A 21,160-nucleotide genomic window follows, 5' to 3' on the forward strand; every position below is an offset into this window, starting at 1 on the left:
GAGAGAGCATGAATTCTCCAATTGATAAACTAGAGAGAAAGATTGGCTATCAGTTTAATGATGCCGATCTTATCCATCTGGCGCTGACTCACCGTAGCGCCGCAGGTAAACACAACGAACGTCTTGAGTTTCTGGGCGATTCAATTTTAAGTTTTGTTATCGCTGATGATCTTTACCACCGTTTCCCTAAGGTAAACGAAGGTGATATGAGCCGCATGCGCGCAACATTAGTACGTGGTCATACATTGGCAGAACTAGGTCGTGAATTCGAACTAGGAGATTACTTAAAATTAGGTCCAGGTGAGTTGAAGAGTGGCGGTTTCCGTCGTGATTCTATTCTAGCGGATGCGGTTGAAGCGATCATCGGCGCTGTCTATTTAGATAGTGATACCGAGGTTGTTCGCCGTATTATTTTAAGCTGGTACCAATCTCGCCTAGAGTCTATTCAGCCTGGTGTATCTCAAAAAGATCCGAAAACTCGCTTACAAGAGTTTTTACAAGGTCGAAGAAATCCCCTACCTGTCTACACAGTGACTAATATTAAAGGTGAAGCACACAACCAAGAGTTTACGGTTGAGTGTGAAGTGGCAGGTGTGGATAAACCTGTTATCGGTAAAGGCACTAGCCGCCGCAAGGCAGAACAAGCGGCTGCTGAAACAGCATTAGAGCAACTAAGCAATGTCTGATAACAATCAAGATTTCGATATCGATGCATTCTTTTCATCTGATAGCAAAAAAACGGGCCTACCGGAAAACCAACACTGTGGCTTCATCGCTATCGTGGGTCGACCAAACGTAGGTAAATCGACGCTTCTGAACCATATTTTGGGCCAGAAAATTTCGATCACATCACGTAAACCTCAGACGACACGTCACCGTATTATGGGCGTAGAAACTGAAGGTGATTACCAAGCGATCTACGTTGATACTCCTGGACTTCACATCGAAGAAAAGCGTGCAATCAACCGTTTGATGAACCGTGCGGCGAACAGCTCACTGAGCGATGTGAACCTAGTATTCTTCCTTGTTGACGGTACTCACTGGACTGACGACGATGAAATGGTACTGAACAAGCTGAGAAAAACAGATTTCCCAGTCGTCCTTTGTATTAACAAAGTAGACAACGTTCAAGACCGTACAGACGTGATGCAACATATGATGGAAGTGTCTAAGAAGATGGACTTCCTTGATGTTGTACCAATCTCGGCGAAGCAAGGTAAGAATATCGATGTACTGCGTAAGCACGTTCGTAACTCTTTACCTAAAGCGACGCATCACTTCCCTGAAGAGTACGTAACGGATCGTTCACAGCGCTTTATGGCCTCTGAAATCATCCGTGAAAAACTGATGCGATTCACAGGCGAAGAGCTACCTTACTCAGTAACGGTTGAAATCGAGCGTTTCGATTACAACCCTGATAACGATGGCTTCCACATCAATGCTTTGATTCTTGTTGAACGTACTGGTCAGAAGAAGATGGTGATTGGTAAAGCGGGCGAGAAGATCAAAACGATTGGTCGTGAAGCTCGTATCGACATGGAAGAACTGTTCGGTCGTAAGGTTTACCTAGAGACTTGGGTTAAAGTTAAGTCTGGTTGGGCTGATGATGAGCGTGCACTTCGCTCGTTAGGCTACATCGACGATCTATAATATATTGAACGTCACTTTCTGATAGTAAGAATTAAGAAGTAAGAAAGTTGAACTGAATATAATTTCAAGAGAGAGTGCGAACTCTCTCTTTTTGTATCTGTAAGAAGGGTAAGTGATTGAGCGAAGGGTTACAGCGATGCTTTGTGTTGCACCGTCGACCATACAGTGAGTCGAGCCTGATTCTGGACGTCTTCAGTGAAGAGTACGGAAGGGTGACGTTGATGTCTAAAGGTGCAAGGAGTAAGCGTTCTAATTTGAAAGGTGCATTGCAACCTTTTACGCCTCTGCTGCTTAAGTGGTCTGGCAATGGTTCAATGAAAACGTTACGCCAAGCTGAACCGATCAGCTTGGGGCTTCCTCTTGCCGGTATTAATCTGTATTCCGCTATGTATGTTAATGAGCTCGTTGGCCGCGTGTTGATGGCCGAAGTGGCCATGCCTGCATTTTTTCACGACTATCTTCATGCTTTAACAGAACTCGCTCATAATGAGAACCCTGAGCCAGCGCTACGTCGTTTTGAATTGGCTCTGCTTTCCGCTATGGGGTATGGCGTCGACTTTTTGCATTGTGCTGGTACTGGTGAAGCGATCGATCCAAGTATGACTTATCGCTATCGAGAACAGAAAGGTTTCATCGCTTCTGTACGTCGAGATAACCTGACATTTATGGGCGATGAACTTATCGCAATTAGTGAACGTAGGTTTATCACTAAAGAGCAGTTAAAAGCAGCAAAACGCTTTACACGCATAGCCTTAAAGCCGTATCTTGGCGGCAAACCATTAAAAAGTAGAGAGCTATTTATGCCAACAATAGCCCTCTCTAGAGCACGGAGTATTGGAAAATGAGCTCAATCCTTTTAGGCGTTAATATCGACCATATTGCTACACTACGTAATGCACGTGGTACTAAATACCCAGATCCAGTACACGCAGCTGAAATTGCTGAACGTGCGGGTGCTGACGGCATTACCATTCACCTGCGCGAAGATCGCCGTCATATTGTTGATCGCGATGTACGTATTCTTGCTGAGACAATCCAGACTCGCATGAACTTAGAGATGGCAGTGACGGACGAGATGGTTCAAATTGCACTCGATACTAATCCTGAGTTCGTTTGTCTGGTTCCAGAAAAGCGTGAAGAGCTGACGACGGAAGGCGGCTTGGACGTGGTTGGTCAACTTGAAAAGATCAAAGCAGCGACGGAAAAACTGTCGGCAGCGGGTATCAAAGTATCTCTGTTTATCGATGCAGATCGTGAGCAAATTGATGCAGCAAAAGCGTGTGGCGCACCGTTCATTGAGCTTCATACTGGTCATTACGCTGATGCGAAAACAGAAGAAGATCAGCAAGATGAGCTTAAAAAGATTGCTGCAGGCGCAAGCTACGCAGACGATCTTGGTATCACAGTGAATGCTGGTCATGGTCTGACTTATCACAACGTAGCGCCGATTGCGGCACTTCCTGAGATCTACGAGTTGAACATCGGTCACTCGATCATGGGACGCGCAGTCTTTGATGGTTTGAATAAAGCCGTTGCAGACATGAAAGCCGTGATGGAAACAGCACGCAACAACGCTTAGTTCTTTAACTCGTCATTAGTTTAGTAGTAAGCGTTAAGTGGTTAATCAGTAGAATCGATAAAGTTAATAGATAGAAGTTTGGTAGTAGGGTAAACATGGCTGTTGTTGGATTAGGTACAGATATCGCAGAAATCGAACGTGTTGAAAAGGCACTGTCACGAAGTGGCGACGCTTTTGCTCAGCGTATTTTGACCGACTCTGAGTTTGAAGTATTTCAGCAACTGAAGCAAAAAGGGCGTTACCTTGCAAAACGCTTTGCTGCAAAAGAAGCGGCATCTAAGGCGTTGGGCACGGGTATCGCGCTTGGTGTGACCTTTCACGATTTCGAGATTTCAAACGATGAGCATGGCAAGCCAGTTCTAAGCCTACATAAAAAGGCGCGTGAAATCGCAGAAGCCAGTGGTACAAAGTCGATTCATCTGACTATCTCAGATGAGCGCCATTATGCGGTGGCGACGGTACTACTCGAGTCGTAAATAGATTACCGTTACTTTATACCAATCGTAGTAAATAACTGTTCACCCTAGCTTGTTAAAAAACTCGATAACTTCGTTAGAATTTTTGATTGTAGAATAACTACTTATCGAAAAATTCTGCCTTGTCCTCAAGCTTTTTTCCTACGCTATTTTTGATCACTTACTTACTGTGATTGGTATTATATCTGGTGCTCTAGGTTCTAGACAGAAAAAAGCAGAGCTCATGAGCTCTGCTTTTTTATTGGCTGGTAAACCGTTTGACGAATATTTGTGAGTAAGAAATGTTCGCTAAGTCTTGGCTGGTTTCAAATAATGAATCGCGGTTGCTTGAACCTTATCTAATTCATCCTGAAGTTCAAAAAGTTCAGGTTCAATGTCTTCAACGGAAGTGCCAGAACGCAGCTCTTTCTCTATTGTCGCACACACCGACTTCAGCCTTGGTACACCGCTGTATGAGCTGCTGCCATGCATCTTGTGGATGATGTGTGTCAGCGCTTCAACGGGGTAGTCACTGTCTTCTATCGCTTTCTCTGCGGCTTCATAAACCTCAGGAATGAAGTCGACTAGCATTTGTAGCATATCGCGTGCGAGGTCTTCTTTGTTGGCGGCTTGCTTCATAGCTGCTTGCCAATCAATGATGATATTCTTATGCACGTTAGCCTCAGAATCTGAAACTGAGCTGTTGTCTACTTCCGCAGAGACTGCCGGGTGGGCTGGGTCTATTTTTTCAATGTGCTCAACCTCAGAGGTAGGGCTCCAATGAATCAGAACCTGCTGTAACACGTGCTCTTCAATCGGTTTGGTTAGGTAGTCATCCATGCCGGCTTCAAGCAGACGGTCCCGTTCGCCAACCATCGCGTGTGCTGTGACGGCAATGACGGGGGTATTCGCATTATTCGCTAGCTCCTTTATATTCTTACAGGCCGTCACACCATCCATTTGCGGCATTTGGATATCCATGAAGATGATATCAAATGGGGTCTCCTTCGCCTTGTCTATGGCCTTCTGTCCGCTGGTGCAACTGATGACCGTCTCTACACGCTCTTTTAGTAGCGCGGTGATCAATTTAAGGTTTGCTGGGTTATCGTCTACCGCCAATACAGTAAGTGGCAGCTTCTCTTCCGAGTGCGTTTCAATCGCTGGTGCAATCAAAGTGGGTGCTTGATTAGAGATCAGAGTTTGTAGAAGTTTCTTACGAGAGAGAGGCTTGGTGATGCATTGGACATCAACCTCTTTCATCAGTTGCTCACCTAATGCAAGCTCGGTACTTGGCGTACCAATAATGACGTTCTGAGCGATTTTCTTCGCGCCAATCGCCCAACCACTCACGGTATCAAATTGATACTCTTGGTTCGCGGCTAGGTTGAGTAGAACGTAGTCATACGAGGTCGACTCGTCAGGCATCACCGAACGATACGTTACCACCAAGCCTTCTTGGGTTAAGATTTGCTGAGTAATCGACGCCGCTTGCATGTTTGGCTCGATAAGCAGCAGCTGCTTGTCTTGCAGGCACTGAGTCTCAATCAGTTCAGTCATCGGCATATCAGTCGTTGATAGTCTCAAAGTAAACCAGAAGGTTGAACCTTGGTGTAGGCGACTGGTTAGGCTGATCTCACCGCCCATTTGGCTGACCAGTTTTTGGGTGATAACTAGGCCTAGCCCCGTACCGCCATAACGACGAGAGATGCTTGCGTCGGCTTGGCTGAAGGCTTGGAATAGCTGAGCTTGTTGACGCTCAGAGATACCAATACCTGTATCGCGAACCATGAATTGCAACTCGATGCTGTCTTCGCTTTGTGAACGAAGTTCAACACTGATATCAATGTTGCCACGTTCAGTAAACTTGATTGAGTTACCAACGAGGTTGGTTAGGATCTGCTGAATACGCAGCGGGTCACCAACAACGCCTGGTGGCACTTTCGGGTCTATCTTAAGAGTTAACTCTAGGCCTTTCTCATGGGCGTTGGTCGCTTGAAGGTTCACAACCTCTTCAAGGCTAGCTTGGAACTCGAATGGGATGTTCTCGAGCGCTAATTTACCAGCTTCCAGTTTCGAGAAATCAAGAATATCGTTGATGATACTGAGTAGATTATTTGCTGAACGTTCAATGGTTTGCAAGTAATCTGTTTGACTGGTCGATAGATGAGTCTTAAGCATTTGACGAGTAAAGCCAATCACACCGTTAAGCGGTGTTCTCAATTCGTGAGACATGTTAGCCAAGAACTCAGATTTAACACGAGCCGCTTCTTGAGCGCGTTTTTTCGCAATGTCTAACTCAACGTTTTGAATCTCTAATTGCTCTAGGGTTTCACGCAGATCAGACGTAGCCTGGTCGATACTGTGCTGCATCTCGACGTGATATTCTGATAGCGATACCGCCATCGCGTTGATACCGTTTTTCAGTGAGTCTAGCTCACCGTGCATTTTGCCTTCGATACGCACATCGAGATGACCACGACGAATTCGGTCGACCATGTTTTTCATGTGTGTGATCGGTTGGGTGACGTCATGCATCAAGCGAAAAGCAAATACACCAGAAAGTCCCAGCCCCAAAATCAACACCAAGAAGGCAGAGAACACTTCTTGATACTGCTGCAATCGAAGTGACGACAAGTCTAACTCTATCGCAATATAGCCGATCGCTTGGTTGGCTTGAGACTGCCCATTGGCTGAGTTGATGTATTGACCTTCAGCGATGATGGGTGTCCGAAGAATCAGCGTATTATCGAGCAGGTTCGATGAGCTTAAATGCGGGATGGGTTTATCTTTCGGATAGGTCAGGCTTTCAAAATCAGGGTGGAAGTTTGAGGTTACAAACAACTCATGACGTTCATCAAACACCGCGATACTACGCACCAGCTTAGAGTTTTTTCGATGCGCATAGCTAATAAGCTGACGAACAGACTCTCGACTTTCGAGCTTCATGCCTGACTCACTAGCAATTGCCAGCGGTTCAATGATGCTAGTACCAGTATTAACCACTTGCCCCTCAAGGTCTTGATAGCGGTTAAATGAGAAAAATGCACTCAATAGCAACCCAATAATCAAGGTTGGAGCTAGAGTTAAGGTAATTACACGGGCTCTTAAGCCATATCTGGTCATGTTCTTTAATTACATCGAGGTCTGGATATGGGAAAATAACGCACACAATGGCGGTTAAGTGAACGGTAAGCTTAATCAAAGCCGTGACGTTCGACAATGATTCCAAGACATAATAGTGAGTCCTGGATACCAATTACTTATTAAAAGATACATTAGGCACAAGCAATGGCACGTTTTTTCCAACCAAAAAAGAAAACTCAACTCGAGACCAAGCATCAATCGGTTTTGGTTGAACGAATGGATCACAATGGCGCTGGCATCGCTTATCAGAAGAATAAACCTGTTTTCATTGATGGCGCATTGCCTGGTGAGCAGGTGGTTATTCAACTTACTGAGAGCAAAAGTAAGTTTTCGCGAGCAAAACTCATCAAATTACTTCAACCGAGTGAGCTGCGTTTAAAGCCATTCTGTAAGCACTTTAATCAGTGTGGTGGCTGTCACCTTCAACATCTTGGTTACGCTTCTCAGGTTGAGCATAAATCGCAATCTTTGACGCACCTGATGAGCCAATACCAAACGGCTAACACCGAAGTTGTTGAGCCGATTGTGGGTGATGAAACCGGTTATCGACGTCGCGCGCGTATCAGCCTGTTTGTTGATAAGAAGACACAGCAGCTTCAGTTCGGTTTCCGTAAGAAACAAAGTAAGCAGATTGAAAACATCACCGATTGTGCCGTGCTGGATCCTCGCCTTAATGTATTGCTGCCAAAACTGAAAAGTTTACTCAATACTTTCAGCAACCTTACGTCTTTAGGACACGTTGAATTGGTGTTGGGCGATACTGGCCCGGTGATGGTGCTGCGTCACCTTAAGCCTTTGGTTGAGAAAGATGAGCAAGCATTGATTGCACTCGCTAAAGCGGAAAGTGCCACGTTGTATACTATGCCTGAAACGGACAAGCTCGTTCGTTTAGTCGGTGATGCGCCAGCTTATAGCGAAACAGGCGTGACTTTACCTTTTGAGCCAAACCACTTTATCCAAGTAAACCAGAAAGTGAACCAGCAAATGGTTGCTCAAGCGATTGAGTGGCTAGAGCCTCAAGCCGATGAGCGAGTGCTCGACCTGTTTTGTGGCTTAGGGAACTTCAGTTTGCCTATTGCACAACAATCTGCGTTTGTAGTGGGTGTCGAAGGTGTCGATGAAATGGTTCAGCAGGCCACGTCTAACGCGACTTTGAATCAATTGAGTAATACAGAATTCTACCAAGCGAACCTTGAAGAAGAGCTGTCTTCACAGCCTTGGGCAAAAGAAAGGTTTGATAAAATCTTACTTGATCCAGCACGTGCTGGAGCGAGTGGGATCGTTGATCAAATTTCAGGGTTAGGTGCGAAGCGTGTGGTTTATGTTTCGTGTAATCCTGCTACTCTAGCTAGAGATTCAGAGAGCTTAGAAAAACAAGGCTATCAACTAGCCAAGCTTGGTATGTTGGACATGTTCCCACACACCAGTCATCTAGAATCGATGGCTCTCTTTATCAAGGCTTAGAGGCCCTTAAACAAGGCTTAAAAATGAATCACAAAGGTGCAGGGAAGCCTGCGCTGATATCAATATGAGTCGAACTAACTTGGAATCAGTTAGTCATATTGAATTGGGTATAAAACATAATAACTAGGAAGGCATGATGGTTGCGGTACGAAGCGCACATTTAAACCCAAGCGAACAGTTTGAGCTAGATAATTGGATTGCGTCATTGAATCAAGACGCAAAAACCTCGAATAAACTGACCAAAGTTTATCGTCACTGTGAAGAGCTATTAAAAGATCACGAGCAAGGCGAGCTTTTGCTTTGGCGTGGGCGCGAGATGATCGAGATCTTGGTCACCTTGTCTATGGATCGCGCAACTTTAGTGGCAGCGCAACTCTTCCCTGTCGTATCAAGCGGTGTTTTTGAGCGTGAAGCGTTTGAAGAAAGTTACGGAAAGGAAACCGTAAAGCTGATTGATGGCGTGGAAGAAATGGCGGCTTTGGGCCAGCTAAACGTCACCCTTGAAGGCAGTGCTGCCTCGGGTCAAGTCGATAATGTTCGACGAATGCTGCTTGCGATGGTGGATGACTTCCGCTGCGTCGTCATCAAACTAGCAGAGCGAATTTGCAACCTAATCGAAGTTAAAAAGGCCCCTGATGCTGTGCGCCGTGCGGCAGCAAAAGAGTGTGCCAACATTTATGCTCCTCTAGCAAACCGTTTAGGTATTGGTCAGCTAAAGTGGGAAATTGAAGACTACGCTTTCCGCTACCAACAACCAGATATCTATAAGCAGATTGCTAAACAGCTGTCTGAGCGCCGTATCGTGCGCGAACAATACATCACTGACTTTGTTGACGATTTAACGTCAGAAATGAACCGCTCAAGCATCAATGCTGAAGTCAGCGGTCGACCAAAACACATCTACAGTATTTGGCGTAAAATGCAGAAAAAAGGCTTAGAGTTTGATGAGCTTTTTGATGTGCGTGCGGTGCGTATTATCGCAGACCAACTGCAAGACTGTTATGCCGGTTTAGGTGTGGTTCACACCAAATATAAACACCTCCCAAGTGAATTTGATGATTATGTGGCGAACCCTAAACCCAATGGTTATCAATCGATTCATACCGTCGTTCTTGGCCCTGAAGGCAAGACCATTGAAATTCAGATCCGTACCAAGCAGATGCATGAAGACTCTGAATTGGGCGTTGCTGCGCACTGGAAGTACAAAGAAGGTGCTTCAAGCGGCGTACGCAGTGGCTACGATGAGAAAATCACCTGGCTTCGTAAGCTTATCGACTGGCAAGAAGAGATGTCGGATTCTGGTGAAATGCTGGATGAAGTGCGTAGTCAAGTCTTTGATGACCGTGTTTATGCCTTTACACCTCGTGGTGATGTGGTCGATTTACCAATGGGTGCAACACCGCTGGATTTTGCTTACCACATCCACTCGATGGTTGGACACCGTTGTATCGGTGCCAAAGTAGCAGGTCGAATCGTCCCGTTTACTCATAAGCTGGCGATGGGCGATCAAGTTGAGATCATCACTCAAAAAGAACCGAACCCATCACGTGATTGGTTAAACCCGACCACAGGCTTTGTTCACTCGAGTCGAGCTCGTGCAAAAATTAACGCCTGGTTCCGTGCTCAGAGTCGTGAGAAAAACCTTGAAGCCGGACGAGATATTCTAGAAGTCGAGCTCGGCAGAGTCGGAGCGACGCTGAAAGATGCCGAGCAATACGCGCTGAAACGATTCAACGTCAATACTCCAGATGAACTATATGCGGGTATTGGTAGCGGCGATATGCGTATCAACCAAGTCGTTAATCACATCAATGCTTTGGTCAACAAGCCGACAGCGGAAGAAGAAGATAAAAAAGCGCTCGAAAAGTTGCTTGAGTCTGACAATAAGCCCGCTCATCAGAGTCGTCCGAAAAAGGATGCCGTCGTCGTTGAAGGTGTCGATAACCTAATGACGCACTTAGCTCGTTGTTGCCAGCCAATCCCAGGCGATGTGATCAAAGGTTACATAACTCAAGGTCGCGGTATTTCAGTGCACCGTAGCGATTGCGAACAGTTAAGTGAACTTAACCTACATGCACCCGAACGTATCATCGATACTGTGTGGGGCGATGGTTTTGTCGGCTCGTATATCTTAACACTGCGTGTAGAGGCCCTAGAGCGCACAGGCTTGTTGAAAGACATAACATCCCTGTTCTTGAATGAAAAAGTCAGTGTGACGACAATGAAGAGCCGTATTGACTATAAACGTCAACTGTCGGTGATGGATTTTGATTTGGAAGTGACCAATATTGAAATATTGAGTCGTGTGACAAGTCGAGTAGAGCAAATCAAAGATGTCATGAGTGTAAAACGCCTCGGCTAACTTTCACGTTGCATTAGTCCCTTTTACTGCGTTAACTGCGCTTTCTTGTTCCATCACATAGGCGAGCTATGCTCAGGAATCGCGAAAGCTTGTTGCCTTGTTAAAGTAACAACTGCTTAGTGAAAGATGCGTAATTTAGAGAATTAGACAGTATCAACAAAGGTGAGTGGTTTTGGCTACTCACCTTTTTTAGTTTTAGAAGACGTTATAAATTTAAAAATCAAAGACAGTGAATAGGAAGAAAACGATGAATCACCCGATTGAACAACTTGAACAGATTATGGCTAAGCTGCGCGATCCTGAAGGTGGCTGTCCTTGGGATTTGAAACAAAATTTTGAAACAATTGTGCCGCATACTATCGAAGAGACGTATGAGGTGGTGGACGCGATTCACAACAAAGATTGGCCGAATCTACAAGAAGAGTTGGGCGACCTGCTGTTTCAGGTGATCTTCTACAGCCAACTGGCGAAAGAGCAGGGCTTGTTTGAGTTCTCTGATGTGGTCGACGGTATCAATGAGAAGCTGACGCGCCGTCATCCACATGTGTTTTCTGATACGGAATTTGCCAGTGATGAAGAAATTAATGCGAACTGGGAAGCTGAAAAAGCCAAAGAAAAAGCACAGGCAGGAAAAACTCAGGAAAGTATTCTAGACTCAATACCAAACTCTCTACCTGCACTTTCGCGTGCTACAAAGATTCAAAAGCAAGTTGCGAAATTTGGCTTTGATTGGGACTCTATCGGCCCGGTCGCTGATAAGGTTTTAGAGGAAGTTGATGAGGTGCTAGAAGAAGCACTTCAAGTAACGCCAAACGAAGATTTAGTTGAAGAAGAACTGGGTGATTTGTTGTTTGCTACCGTTAATTTAGTGCGACATTTGGGTAAAAATCCAGAAACGGCTCTCAATAAAGCCAATCTGAAATTTTCACGCCGCTTTAAAGGTATGGAACAAAAAGTTCGTCAGCAAGATAAAATTTTGACCGACTTTTCTCTACAACAGCTTGATTCCATGTGGGATGAAGTCAAAGTGGCGGAGAAAAGATCATCAAAGCTTTTATCATGAATTGATTTGAAGCAAAAAATAAAAAATTGCAGTGTGATAGATTTCACGTTGTGGCGATAAGGGGCTTCTGGTATATTTTCATCCCGTCCAGAAGTAATCCATTTCCCTCATTCAACCAATTTCAGGTTAAACATGACGACAAATTACATTTTTGTTACTGGCGGGGTTGTATCCTCTCTAGGTAAAGGTATTGCAGCAGCATCTCTTGCGGCTATTTTAGAAGCTCGTGGTCTTAAAGTGACTATGATGAAGCTTGACCCTTACATCAACGTTGATCCAGGCACTATGAGCCCGACTCAGCACGGTGAAGTGTTCGTTACGGAAGATGGCGCTGAAACTGACCTTGACCTTGGTCACTATGAGCGATTCATTCGCACCAAGATGACTAAGCGTAACAACTTCACAGCAGGTCGTGTTTATGCTGACGTTCTACGTAATGAACGTCGTGGTGACTATCTAGGTGCAACAATCCAGGTTATTCCTCACATTACTAACTCTATCAAAGAACGCGTAATCTCTGGTGCTAAAGGCCACGATATCGCGCTTGTTGAAGTTGGTGGTACTGTAGGTGATATCGAATCTCTACCATTCATGGAAGCGATTCGTCAGCTAGCAGTAGAACTAGGCCGTGAACGCGCAATGTTCATGCACCTTACTCTAGTGCCATACCTAGCAGCTGCGGGTGAAGTGAAAACTAAGCCAACGCAACACTCTGTAAAAGAGCTACTGTCTATCGGTATTCAACCTGACATCCTAGTTTGTCGTTCAGATCGTGTTATCCCAGCAAACGAACGTAAGAAAATTGCTCTTTTCTGTAATGTACAAGAAAAAGCCGTTATCTCTATGAAAGACGTAGATTCAATCTACAAGATCCCACAATTAATCCGTGCTCAAGGCATTGATGATCTTGTATGTACGCGTTTCGGTATCAATGCACCAGAAGCTGATCTGTCTGAGTGGGAACAAGTAATTTACGAAGAAGCTAACCCAACGGGTGAAGTGACGATTGGTATGGTTGGTAAGTACATTGAACTGCCTGACGCATACAAATCAGTAAATGAAGCGCTTAAACACGCAGGCTTGAAAAACCGCCTAAGTGTCACAATTAAATATGTAGATTCACAAGATGTTGAATCTAAAGGCACAGAAATTCTACAAGGCCTAGATGCAATCCTAGTTCCTGGTGGCTTTGGCGACCGTGGTGTTGAAGGTAAGATCCTTGCTGCACAATACGCTCGTGAAAACAAAGTACCTTACTTAGGTATCTGTCTAGGTATGCAAGTTGCTCTTATTGAGTACGCTCGTAACGTTGCGAAGATGGAAGGTGCACACTCTTCTGAATTCTGCAAAGAAACTAAATACCCTGTTGTTGGCCTAATCACTGAGTGGATTGACGGCGAAGGTAAAGTTGAAGAGCGTACTGAGAAATCAGACCTAGGCGGCACAATGCGTCTTGGTTCACAGCTTTGTCACCTAGCGAAAGGGACGAAAGCTTACGAATTATACGGTAGCGCGACGATCCATGAACGTCACCGTCACCGTTACGAAGTGAACAACAATCTTCGTCCACAAATCGAAAAAGCGGGCCTAAAAGTATCGGGTCTATCTGCGGACAAGAAACTGGTTGAAGTTATTGAGAACCCGAACCACCCATGGTTCGTTGCTGCTCAGTTCCACCCAGAGTTCACTTCAACACCTCGCGATGGTCACCCATTGTTTGCAGGTTTCGTTAAAGCGGCTGGCGAATTCCAGCGCGGCGAATTAGAAAAGTAAAAAGGAATCCAGGTAGCTGCGTAAGTTGTGCTGCTACCTTTAAATTTGACATTTATATATTCAACGAGAAGGAAACATTCAATGTCTAAGATCGTTAAAGTTCTAGGTCGTGAAATCATCGATTCACGTGGTAACCCAACTGTAGAAGCTGAAGTACACCTAGAAGGCGGTTTCGTAGGTATGGCTGCTGCTCCATCTGGCGCATCTACTGGTTCTCGCGAAGCTCTTGAGCTACGTGACGGCGACAAATCACGTTTCCTAGGTAAAGGTGTTCTTAAAGCAATTGAAGCTGTAAACGGCCCAATCGCTGACGCTCTAGTTGGTAAAGACGCTAAAGCACAAGCTGACGTTGACCAAGTTATGATTGACCTAGACGGAACAGAGAACAAATCTCAGTTCGGTGCTAACGCTATCCTTGCTGTTTCTCTAGCGAACGCTAAAGCTGCTGCTGCTGCGAAAGGCATGCCTCTATACGAGCACATTGCTGAGCTAAACGGTACTGCTGGTCAGTTCTCTATGCCTCTACCTATGATGAACATCATCAACGGTGGCGAGCACGCTGATAACAACGTTGACATCCAAGAGTTCATGATCCAACCAGTTGGCGCTAAAACTCTTAAAGAAGGTCTGCGTATCGGCGCTGAAGTATTCCACAACCTAGCTAAAGTTCTTAAGTCTAAAGGCTACAGCACTGCAGTTGGTGATGAAGGTGGTTTCGCTCCTAACCTTAAATCTAACGCTGAAGCTCTAGAAGTTATCGCAGAAGCTGTTGCAGCTGCTGGTTACGAACTAGGTAAAGACGTTACTCTTGCTATGGACTGTGCAGCATCTGAGTTCTTCGACAAAGAAGCTGGCATCTACAACATGAAGGGCGAAGGTAAAACTTTCACTTCTGAAGAGTTCAACCACTACCTAGCTGAACTAGCTAACAACTTCCCAATCGTTTCTATCGAAGACGGTCTTGACGAGTCAGATTGGGATGGCTTCAAGCACCAAACTGAACTTCTAGGCGACAAGCTTCAAATCGTTGGTGACGATCTGTTCGTTACAAACACTAAGATTCTTGCTGAAGGTATCGAGAAAGGCGTAGCTAACTCTATCCTTATCAAGTTCAACCAAATCGGTTCTCTAACAGAGACTCTAGCTGCTATCAAGATGGCTAAAGACGCTGGCTACACTGCAGTAATCTCTCACCGTTCTGGCGAAACTGAAGATGCAACTATCGCTGATCTAGCGGTAGGTACAGCTGCAGGTCAAATCAAAACTGGTTCTATGAGCCGTTCTGACCGTGTTGCTAAGTACAACCAACTTATCCGTATCGAAGAAGCTCTAGGTTCTAAAGCTCCTTTCAACGGTCTTAAAGAAGTTAAAGGTCAATAATTCACACTTGGTTTTAAACCAACGGAATTGTTAATCTAAACTTTAAATGCCTCGCTTATGCGGGGCATTTTTTTTGCCTCAAATTCGTCATTCCCTAGACTGACGAAGAAAGGAGTAGGGAACTTCATTGTTACCACTCACTATTCTGTCCAATAATTCCCCGACTTATTGATTCCCTGACACCACATATCTCGCACCAATAAGCGCATTATGGTATATATGTGCCTTATTCTAGTTCCTTCTTTTTCAACCGGCGAAAGGTGTTATGCGAATTTTTGCTTTAGTACTGCTCATAGTGTTTGGCTGGCTACAACACACACTGTGGCTCGGTAAAAATGGTATTTCTGATTACTACGGTGTGAACAACGAAATCCAAGTTCAGCAGCAAGTAAATGAAAAGCTTCATCTTCGCAATGCTGAGATGTTTGCGGAAATCGACGATCTACGCCAAGGTTTAGACGCGATAGAAGAGCGCGCACGTCATGAGCTGGGAATGGTGAAAGAAGGCGAAACGTTTTATCGTATTATTGGTGAGGAATCTCATTAATGTCGAACCAACTTCAAAGCGTTATTGCAGTGGTCCCCGCAGCGGGCGTCGGCAGCCGAATGAAAGCCGACCGTCCCAAGCAATATCTTCAAATTCACGGTAAAACGATTTTAGAGCACACCGTTGAGAAACTGTTGTCTCACCCTCAGGTGTCTAAAATCGTAGTAGCGATCAGTGATGATGATCCTTATTACCCTGAATTACCGCTTAACTTTAATCCACAGGTGATCAGAGTGTCCGGCGGAACGGAACGAGCCGACTCGGTGCTTTCTGCTCTGGACTATATTGTCCAACAGCAACTCAGTGATTGGGTGATGGTGCATGATGCCGCTAGGCCTTGTATCCAATTGAGTGATATCGACAAACTGATCTCTGGTGCTATGACCCATGATGTTGGCGCGATTTTAGCTGCGCCGGTTCGCGATACAATGAAACGTGGTGTGCAAGGACAAATTGAACACACGGTCGATCGCGTCGATCTTTGGCATGCGCTTACCCCTCAGATGTTCCGATCTAAGCCTTTACGGAAAGTCTTGAGTGAAGCCTTGCAACAAGGCGTTTCGATTACCGATGAGGCCTCTGCGTTTGAGTGGAAAGGTTTATCACCAGCATTGATTGCTGGGCGTTCAGATAATTTTAAGATTACTCAGCCTGAAGATTTGGCTTTGGCTGAGTTCTATTTAAGTCAGAATAAGGAATAATGATGATTCGTATTGGCCATGGCTTTGATGTACACAAATTTGGTGGTGAAGGCCCGGTAATTATTGGTGGCGTGAGCGTCCCTTATGAACAGGGTCTTATCGCACACTCAGACGGTGATGTTGCCCTGCACGCATTATGCGATGCTTTACTGGGTTCAATTGCAGCCGGTGATATTGGTCGTCATTTCCCTGATACGGATGATGAGTGGAAAGGCGCAGATAGCCGCGAATTACTTAAAGATGTTTACCGTCGAGTAAAAGAGCAAGGTTATGTGATTGGTAATGCGGATATTACTATCATGGCGCAAGCTCCAAAGATGGCTCCTCATATAGACTCTATGTGCCAAGCCATTGCTCAAGATTTAGAAACAAGCATTAGCAATGTGAATGTAAAAGCCACGACTACCGAGCGTTTAGGTTTTACAGGTCGCAAAGAGGGCATCGCATGTGAAGCGGTGGTCCTAATTACTAAAAGTGCGTAAGCACCAATACGAAAAGAACAGCATGTCAGATATTTTATCTTCATTGGCTTACCTAAACGGTAAACCAACTGCGAAAGCAAAACTAAAAGCAAAAGCCGAACACTTTGTCGTTAATGAAGACTTGGGTTTTGAGTTTACTGGTGAAGGCGAGCACTTAATGGTGCGTATTCGTAAAACTGGTGAGAACACGAGCTTCGTAGCAAACGAACTGGCTAAAGCGTGTGGTGTTAAGTCGAAAGACGTGAGCTGGGCTGGTTTGAAAGACCGTCATGCTGTGACAGAGCAGTGGTTAAGCGTGCATCTGCCAAAAGGTGAACCTGACTTCTCTGCTTTTCTCGCACAATACCCAAGCATTGAGATCTTGGCGACAGCACGTCACAACAAAAAGTTACGTCCAGGCGATTTAGTTGGCAACCAATTCGAGCTAACTTTGTCTGAAGTAACGGATTGTGATGATGTGGTAAAGCGTTTAGAAAAAGTCGCTCAAGTGGGCGTGCCAAATTACTTCGGTGCTCAGCGCTTTGGTAATGAAGGTAACAACTTATCTGAAGCTCGTCGTTGGGGGCGTGAAAACGTTCGTACGCGTAATCAGAATAAGCGCAGCTTGTATCTTTCTGCGGCTCGTTCTTGGATTTACAACTTAATTCTTTCTGACCGTATTGAGCAAGATGCGTTTGCGTCGGTATTGGTTGGCGATATTGTCGTGAAAGACGGCGCTCAATTAGCGGTAACAGCGGATAACATCGAAGCGGTAAACCAAGACATCGCGAACGGCTCTGCGTTTATTACTGTTGCTTTAGCTGGAGATAATGCGTTACCGACGACGGATGCCTCTCAAGCTTTAGAGCAGAAACACCTTGATGCTGAACCGGATCTAATGGCTCTTATTTGTGGTAACCGTATGCGCCATGATCGCCGCGAAGCTTCGCTGAAGCCGATGGGTTTAGCGTGGGAAGTGAACGAAGACAATGTCACTCTTAAGTTCTCTCTCGATGCAGGTTGTTTCGCAACCGCTATTGTTCGTGAATTGGTTGAAGAAGTTCACGTAGAGAGAAGCTACGAGCAATAACGATTCTGCTTGGAGCGAAGTCACTTGATATCGGAAATTAAGTGACTTGGCATTGGAACAAAAGAAAGGATACAAGATGAAGATTTTACTCAGCAACGATGATGGTGTGCACGCTCAAGGTATTCATGAGCTGGCCAATGAATTACGTGATCTTGCTGAAATTATCATTGTTGCACCTGACCGTAATCGCTCGGGCGCTTCAAATTCATTAACTTTAGAACAGCCTTTACGTGTTCAAGAAATTACCGAAAATACATATTCGGTACAAGGAACACCGACCGACTGCGTACATTTTGCGTTAAATGAACTGCTAAAGAGTGATATGCCTGATCTGGTATTAACGGGTATTAATCATGGTGCTAACTTGGGTGACGATGTGCTTTATTCAGGTACAGTGGCAGCCGCAATGGAAGGGCACTTTTTAGGCGTTCAATCGGTGGCGTTTTCTCTGGTGGGTAAAAAACATTTTAAGACAGCGGCGGTCATTGCTCGTCGTATCGTCGAACAACATTTAGCAAGCCCAATCCCAACCAATCGCCTGTTAAACGTCAATATCCCTGATTTAGCGTTAGAGCAGTTGTCTGGTACTCAGGTGACACGCTTAGGTGCTCGTCATCATGCTGAAGATATGATTAAGCAAAAAGACCCACGAGGTCATGATATCTATTGGCTTGGTCCTCCGGGAAAAGAGCAAGATGCCGGTGAAGGCACGGATTTTTACGCTATCGAGCATGGCTTTGTATCGGTAACACCATTACAAGTTGACCTGACTGCGCACGAGTCGTTGGGTGCGATGACAACTTGGTTAGAGGAGAAGTAAGTGAGTAATCCGCATGCAGAGCGCTTAATTACTTTTCTGATTGAAAATGGTATTCAGGATCAAAAGGTTCTTGATGCTATTTATCAACTGCCGAGAGAGAGCTTTTTATCACAGGCGATGTATCATCAAGCTTATGATAATAATGCGCTTCCTATCGGACAGGGCCAGACGATTTCTCAGCCGTACATTGTTGCTAAGATGACAGAGTTGCTAGAATTACAACAAGATAGCCGTGTTTTAGAAATCGGAACTGGCTCAGGTTATCAAACGGCGGTCTTGGCTCAACTGGTTGATCATGTGTATTCGGTTGAAAGAATTAAATCATTGCAATGGGATGCCAAGCGTCGTCTTAAACAGCTCGATTTCTACAATATTTCAACCAAGCACGGTGATGGCTGGCAAGGATGGTCTTCGAAAGCCCCTTTTGATGCGATTATCGTAACTGCTGCCGCAGAGTCGATTCCTCAAGCGCTTTTGCAACAGCTGAAAGATGGTGGTCGCTTATTGATTCCTGTCGGTGATGACGAACAGCAATTGTTGAAGATTGTTCGCCATGGTGACGAGTTTTTATCGAGTGTTATCGAGATGGTGAGATTTGTACCTCTCGTCCCTGGTGAGCTAGCTTAATAAAAGACTAATGGTGTAGGTGGATAGAGAGTCGATGCGTTCGAAGTTGTTAAAAGGAAGTACTTTATTGCTTAGTTGTGCACTTGTTGGGTGTGCGGCGAATTCACCTGCGCCCGTTTCAAGCCTAAACAAGAATTACTCATCGATTGATCGTGGTAGTTATCGCGGCAGTTACTATGAAGTAAAAAAAGGCGACACCCTTTACTTCATTGCTTATGTCACCAATAAAGACGTTAAAGACCTAATCGGTTATAACAAACTCGCTGCTCCTTACACTATCCACCCGGGGCAGAAGCTTAAGTTGTGGCGCCCGAGTTACAATGCGCCAGCGTATGGTAAATCAACAGTAGCGGTTGCAGCCGTTGCTGCGCCTGTCGCGGCATCCACTACGTCATCGACAGCAAGTAAACCGAAAACTACGCCACAGAAGAGTAAAAACTCTAAACCTGCTCCAGCTCAAACTACCACCAAAGTGGTGAAAAAAGATCCACCAAAGAAGGTTGAACAATCCAAATCAAAGGAGTATGTTGGTTCTAAAGGTAAACAGAATGTTACACCGTCCACCAAACCAACAAGTGATAAAGTATCCAAATGGTTATGGCCAACTAAAGGGAGAGTAATCAAGAATTTCTCTGTAGGCGAACAAGGAAATAAAGGCATCGACATAGCAGGACAGCGAGGTCAGCCAATAGTATCTACTGCAGGGGGAACGGTTGTTTATTCGGGTAATGCACTACGAGGCTACGGCAATCTAGTGATTGTGAAGCACAATGATAATTACTTAAGTGCATACGCGCATAACGACCGACTATTAGTATCTGAAGGGCAAAGTGTGAAACCAGGGCAGAAGATTGCAACTATGGGAAGCTCTGGAGCCAGCAGTGTTAGGCTGCACTTTGAGATTCGTTACCAAGGTAAATCGGTTAATCCAAAACGATATTTACCTTAAATACAATATGAAAAAATTACGTATTGTATGGAGTGACATAGTCATTTAGCGACATATCAAGTTGTGATGTCATGCTAATTTCGCCAGGGGGAGGCGTTATGAGTATAAGCAATGCAGTAACCAAAGAAGAGTTCGATCTTAACCAAGCAACCACGGAACCGGAAGCTCTTGGAAAAGCAAAACGAACAGTCAAAAAGAAAACCGAAGCGAAAGAAGAAGTTGAAGTTACGTCTAAAAGTTTAGATGCTACTCAGCTTTATCTAGGCGAAATCGGTTTCTCACCACTACTAACCGCTGAAGAAGAAGTGCTTTATGCACGACGAGCTCTACGCGGTGATGAAGCAGCACGTAAACGCATGATCGAAAGTAACCTGCGTTTAGTGGTAAAAATTTCACGTCGTTATAGTAACCGTGGTCTTGCACTTCTTGATCTTATTGAAGAAGGCAACCTAGGTTTGATTCGCGCCGTAGAGAAATTTGACCCAGAACGTGGTTTCCGCTTCTCAACTTACGCGACATGGTGGATTCGTCAAACCATTGAACGTGCGTTAATGAATCAGACTCGCACTATCCGTTTGCCAATCCATGTTGTGAAAGAGCTGAACATCTATCTGCGTACCGCAAGAGAGCTATCACAAAAACTTGATCATGAACCAACGGCGGAAGAAATTGCTTCTAAGCTAGATAAGCCTGTTGGTGATGTGAGTAAGATGCTTCGTCTAAACGAAAGAGTGAGCTCTGTTGATACGCCAATTGGTGGTGACGGTGAGAAAGCACTGTTGGATATTATTCCAGACATCAACAATTCAGATCCTGAGGTTTCAACTCAAGATAGCGATATCAAGAATTCGTTGATTTTCTGGCTTGATGAACTGAATCCTAAGCAGAAAGAGGTGCTTGCACGTCGCTTTGGACTACTGGGTTACGAACCGTCAACACTAGAAGAAGTAGGCCGTGAAATTAGCCTGACTCGTGAACGTGTTCGTCAAATCCAAGTTGAAGGTCTTCGCCGTCTACGTGAGATTCTTATCAAGCAAGGCCTGAATATGGAAAATCTGTTCAACGTAGAAAATGACTAAATGAACTGATGATGTT

At 45.0% G+C, this 21,160-nt stretch carries 19 protein-coding genes; 18 read left to right on the plus strand and 1 reads right to left on the minus strand.

Going from position 1 to position 21,160, the window contains the following annotated elements:
* Positions 1–8 precede the first annotated feature (8 nt).
* The 5 genes from rnc (at position 9) to acpS (ending at position 3,705) form a co-directional block, all read left to right on the plus strand.
* Positions 9–686, plus strand: coding sequence for a ribonuclease III (gene rnc / locus AACR09_RS01430; protein ID WP_004735383.1), 678 nt, complete (start codon positions 9–11; stop codon positions 684–686).
* Positions 679–1,650 (plus strand): GTPase Era, encoded by a 972-nt coding sequence (gene era, locus AACR09_RS01435; RefSeq protein WP_004735384.1) that lies wholly within the window; start codon positions 679–681, stop codon positions 1,648–1,650. Before rnc ends, era begins: the two co-directional genes overlap by 8 nt.
* Positions 1,651–1,766: 116 nt before the next feature.
* Positions 1,767–2,495, plus strand: a complete 729-nt coding sequence (gene recO / locus AACR09_RS01440; protein ID WP_012604785.1) for a DNA repair protein RecO — start codon at positions 1,767–1,769, stop codon at positions 2,493–2,495.
* Positions 2,492–3,229, plus strand: a complete 738-nt coding sequence (gene pdxJ, locus AACR09_RS01445) for a pyridoxine 5'-phosphate synthase (RefSeq protein ID WP_009847651.1) — start codon at positions 2,492–2,494, stop codon at positions 3,227–3,229. Before recO ends, pdxJ begins: the two co-directional genes overlap by 4 nt.
* A 95-nt stretch (positions 3,230–3,324) precedes the next feature.
* Complete coding sequence (gene acpS / locus AACR09_RS01450; protein WP_017077798.1) at positions 3,325–3,705, plus strand: holo-ACP synthase; 381 nt, start codon at positions 3,325–3,327, stop codon at positions 3,703–3,705.
* Between the two features lie 288 nt (positions 3,706–3,993).
* On the opposite strand, the gene barA is transcribed toward acpS, so the two are convergent.
* On the minus strand, positions 3,994–6,807 hold the full coding sequence (barA, locus tag AACR09_RS01455; RefSeq protein ID WP_004735388.1) for a two-component sensor histidine kinase BarA: 2,814 nt from the start codon (positions 6,805–6,807) through the stop codon (positions 3,994–3,996).
* A 165-nt stretch (positions 6,808–6,972) separates the two neighbouring features.
* Between barA and rlmD the strand changes: the two genes are divergently transcribed.
* The 13 genes from rlmD to rpoS all read left to right on the plus strand — a co-directional run bounded on the left by rlmD (position 6,973) and on the right by rpoS (position 21,144).
* On the plus strand, positions 6,973–8,292 hold the full coding sequence (rlmD, locus tag AACR09_RS01460) for a 23S rRNA (uracil(1939)-C(5))-methyltransferase RlmD (RefSeq protein ID WP_017087211.1): 1,320 nt from the start codon (positions 6,973–6,975) through the stop codon (positions 8,290–8,292).
* A gap of 136 nt (positions 8,293–8,428) precedes the next feature.
* Complete coding sequence (gene relA / locus AACR09_RS01465) at positions 8,429–10,654, plus strand: GTP diphosphokinase (protein WP_004735390.1); 2,226 nt, start codon at positions 8,429–8,431, stop codon at positions 10,652–10,654.
* 247 nt (positions 10,655–10,901) lie between these two features.
* Positions 10,902–11,717 carry a nucleoside triphosphate pyrophosphohydrolase gene (gene mazG, locus AACR09_RS01470; protein WP_193835909.1) on the plus strand — a complete coding sequence of 272 codons (816 nt, stop codon included), beginning with the start codon at positions 10,902–10,904 and terminating at the stop codon, positions 11,715–11,717.
* Between the two features lie 132 nt (positions 11,718–11,849).
* The gene (locus AACR09_RS01475) at positions 11,850–13,490 is read left to right on the plus strand and encodes a CTP synthase (RefSeq protein WP_065606254.1); all 1,641 of its coding nucleotides are present in this window, start codon (positions 11,850–11,852) and stop codon (positions 13,488–13,490) included.
* Between the two features lie 81 nt (positions 13,491–13,571).
* Positions 13,572–14,870: a phosphopyruvate hydratase gene (gene eno, locus AACR09_RS01480; RefSeq protein WP_029405988.1), complete on the plus strand. Its 1,299-nt coding sequence runs from the start codon at positions 13,572–13,574 to the stop codon at positions 14,868–14,870.
* Positions 14,871–15,135: 265 nt separating this feature from the next.
* The gene (ftsB, locus tag AACR09_RS01485; protein ID WP_004735394.1) at positions 15,136–15,417 is read left to right on the plus strand and encodes a cell division protein FtsB; all 282 of its coding nucleotides are present in this window, start codon (positions 15,136–15,138) and stop codon (positions 15,415–15,417) included.
* Positions 15,417–16,118 carry a 2-C-methyl-D-erythritol 4-phosphate cytidylyltransferase gene (gene ispD / locus AACR09_RS01490; RefSeq protein ID WP_102537960.1) on the plus strand — a complete coding sequence of 234 codons (702 nt, stop codon included), beginning with the start codon at positions 15,417–15,419 and terminating at the stop codon, positions 16,116–16,118. Before ftsB ends, ispD begins: the two co-directional genes overlap by 1 nt.
* A gap of 2 nt (positions 16,119–16,120) precedes the next feature.
* Positions 16,121–16,600 (plus strand): 2-C-methyl-D-erythritol 2,4-cyclodiphosphate synthase, encoded by a 480-nt coding sequence (gene ispF, locus AACR09_RS01495; protein ID WP_004735397.1) that lies wholly within the window; start codon positions 16,121–16,123, stop codon positions 16,598–16,600.
* Between the two features lie 22 nt (positions 16,601–16,622).
* On the plus strand, positions 16,623–17,669 hold the full coding sequence (gene truD / locus AACR09_RS01500; RefSeq protein ID WP_016795281.1) for a tRNA pseudouridine(13) synthase TruD: 1,047 nt from the start codon (positions 16,623–16,625) through the stop codon (positions 17,667–17,669).
* Positions 17,670–17,745: 76 nt separating this feature from the next.
* On the plus strand, positions 17,746–18,489 hold the full coding sequence (gene surE / locus AACR09_RS01505; RefSeq protein ID WP_193835910.1) for a 5'/3'-nucleotidase SurE: 744 nt from the start codon (positions 17,746–17,748) through the stop codon (positions 18,487–18,489).
* Positions 18,490–19,116: a protein-L-isoaspartate(D-aspartate) O-methyltransferase gene (locus AACR09_RS01510; protein ID WP_004735402.1), complete on the plus strand. Its 627-nt coding sequence runs from the start codon at positions 18,490–18,492 to the stop codon at positions 19,114–19,116.
* Positions 19,117–19,150: 34 nt separating this feature from the next.
* A complete protein-coding gene (gene nlpD, locus AACR09_RS01515) occupies positions 19,151–20,065 on the plus strand; it encodes a murein hydrolase activator NlpD (RefSeq protein ID WP_121602944.1) in 915 nt (304 codons plus the stop codon).
* Positions 20,066–20,163: 98 nt separating this feature from the next.
* Positions 20,164–21,144 (plus strand): RNA polymerase sigma factor RpoS, encoded by a 981-nt coding sequence (gene rpoS / locus AACR09_RS01520; protein WP_004735404.1) that lies wholly within the window; start codon positions 20,164–20,166, stop codon positions 21,142–21,144.
* Positions 21,145–21,160 lie beyond the last annotated feature (16 nt).

The sequence above is a fragment of the Vibrio sp. OPT20 genome (assembly GCF_963889365.1).
Classification (GTDB): domain Bacteria; phylum Pseudomonadota; class Gammaproteobacteria; order Enterobacterales; family Vibrionaceae; genus Vibrio; species Vibrio splendidus.

Excerpts from the sequence above, each read along its gene's own strand:
- rnc (WP_004735383.1), top strand. The coding sequence starts at position 9 with ATGAATTCTCCAATTGATAAACTAGAGAGAAAGATTGGCTATCAGTTT.
- era (WP_004735384.1), top strand. The coding sequence starts at position 679 with ATGTCTGATAACAATCAAGATTTCGATATCGATGCATTCTTTTCATCT.
- pdxJ (WP_009847651.1), top strand. The coding sequence starts at position 2,492 with ATGAGCTCAATCCTTTTAGGCGTTAATATCGACCATATTGCTACACTA.
- acpS (WP_017077798.1), top strand. The coding sequence starts at position 3,325 with ATGGCTGTTGTTGGATTAGGTACAGATATCGCAGAAATCGAACGTGTT.
- barA (WP_004735388.1), bottom strand. The coding sequence starts at position 6,807 with ATGACCAGATATGGCTTAAGAGCCCGTGTAATTACCTTAACTCTAGCT.
- rlmD (WP_017087211.1), top strand. The coding sequence starts at position 6,973 with ATGGCACGTTTTTTCCAACCAAAAAAGAAAACTCAACTCGAGACCAAG.
- relA (WP_004735390.1), top strand. The coding sequence starts at position 8,429 with ATGGTTGCGGTACGAAGCGCACATTTAAACCCAAGCGAACAGTTTGAG.
- mazG (WP_193835909.1), top strand. The coding sequence starts at position 10,902 with ATGAATCACCCGATTGAACAACTTGAACAGATTATGGCTAAGCTGCGC.
- AACR09_RS01475 (WP_065606254.1), top strand. The coding sequence starts at position 11,850 with ATGACGACAAATTACATTTTTGTTACTGGCGGGGTTGTATCCTCTCTA.
- eno (WP_029405988.1), top strand. The coding sequence starts at position 13,572 with ATGTCTAAGATCGTTAAAGTTCTAGGTCGTGAAATCATCGATTCACGT.
- ftsB (WP_004735394.1), top strand. The coding sequence starts at position 15,136 with ATGCGAATTTTTGCTTTAGTACTGCTCATAGTGTTTGGCTGGCTACAA.
- ispD (WP_102537960.1), top strand. The coding sequence starts at position 15,417 with ATGTCGAACCAACTTCAAAGCGTTATTGCAGTGGTCCCCGCAGCGGGC.
- ispF (WP_004735397.1), top strand. The coding sequence starts at position 16,121 with ATGATTCGTATTGGCCATGGCTTTGATGTACACAAATTTGGTGGTGAA.
- truD (WP_016795281.1), top strand. The coding sequence starts at position 16,623 with ATGTCAGATATTTTATCTTCATTGGCTTACCTAAACGGTAAACCAACT.
- surE (WP_193835910.1), top strand. The coding sequence starts at position 17,746 with ATGAAGATTTTACTCAGCAACGATGATGGTGTGCACGCTCAAGGTATT.
- nlpD (WP_121602944.1), top strand. The coding sequence starts at position 19,151 with ATGCGTTCGAAGTTGTTAAAAGGAAGTACTTTATTGCTTAGTTGTGCA.
- rpoS (WP_004735404.1), top strand. The coding sequence starts at position 20,164 with ATGAGTATAAGCAATGCAGTAACCAAAGAAGAGTTCGATCTTAACCAA.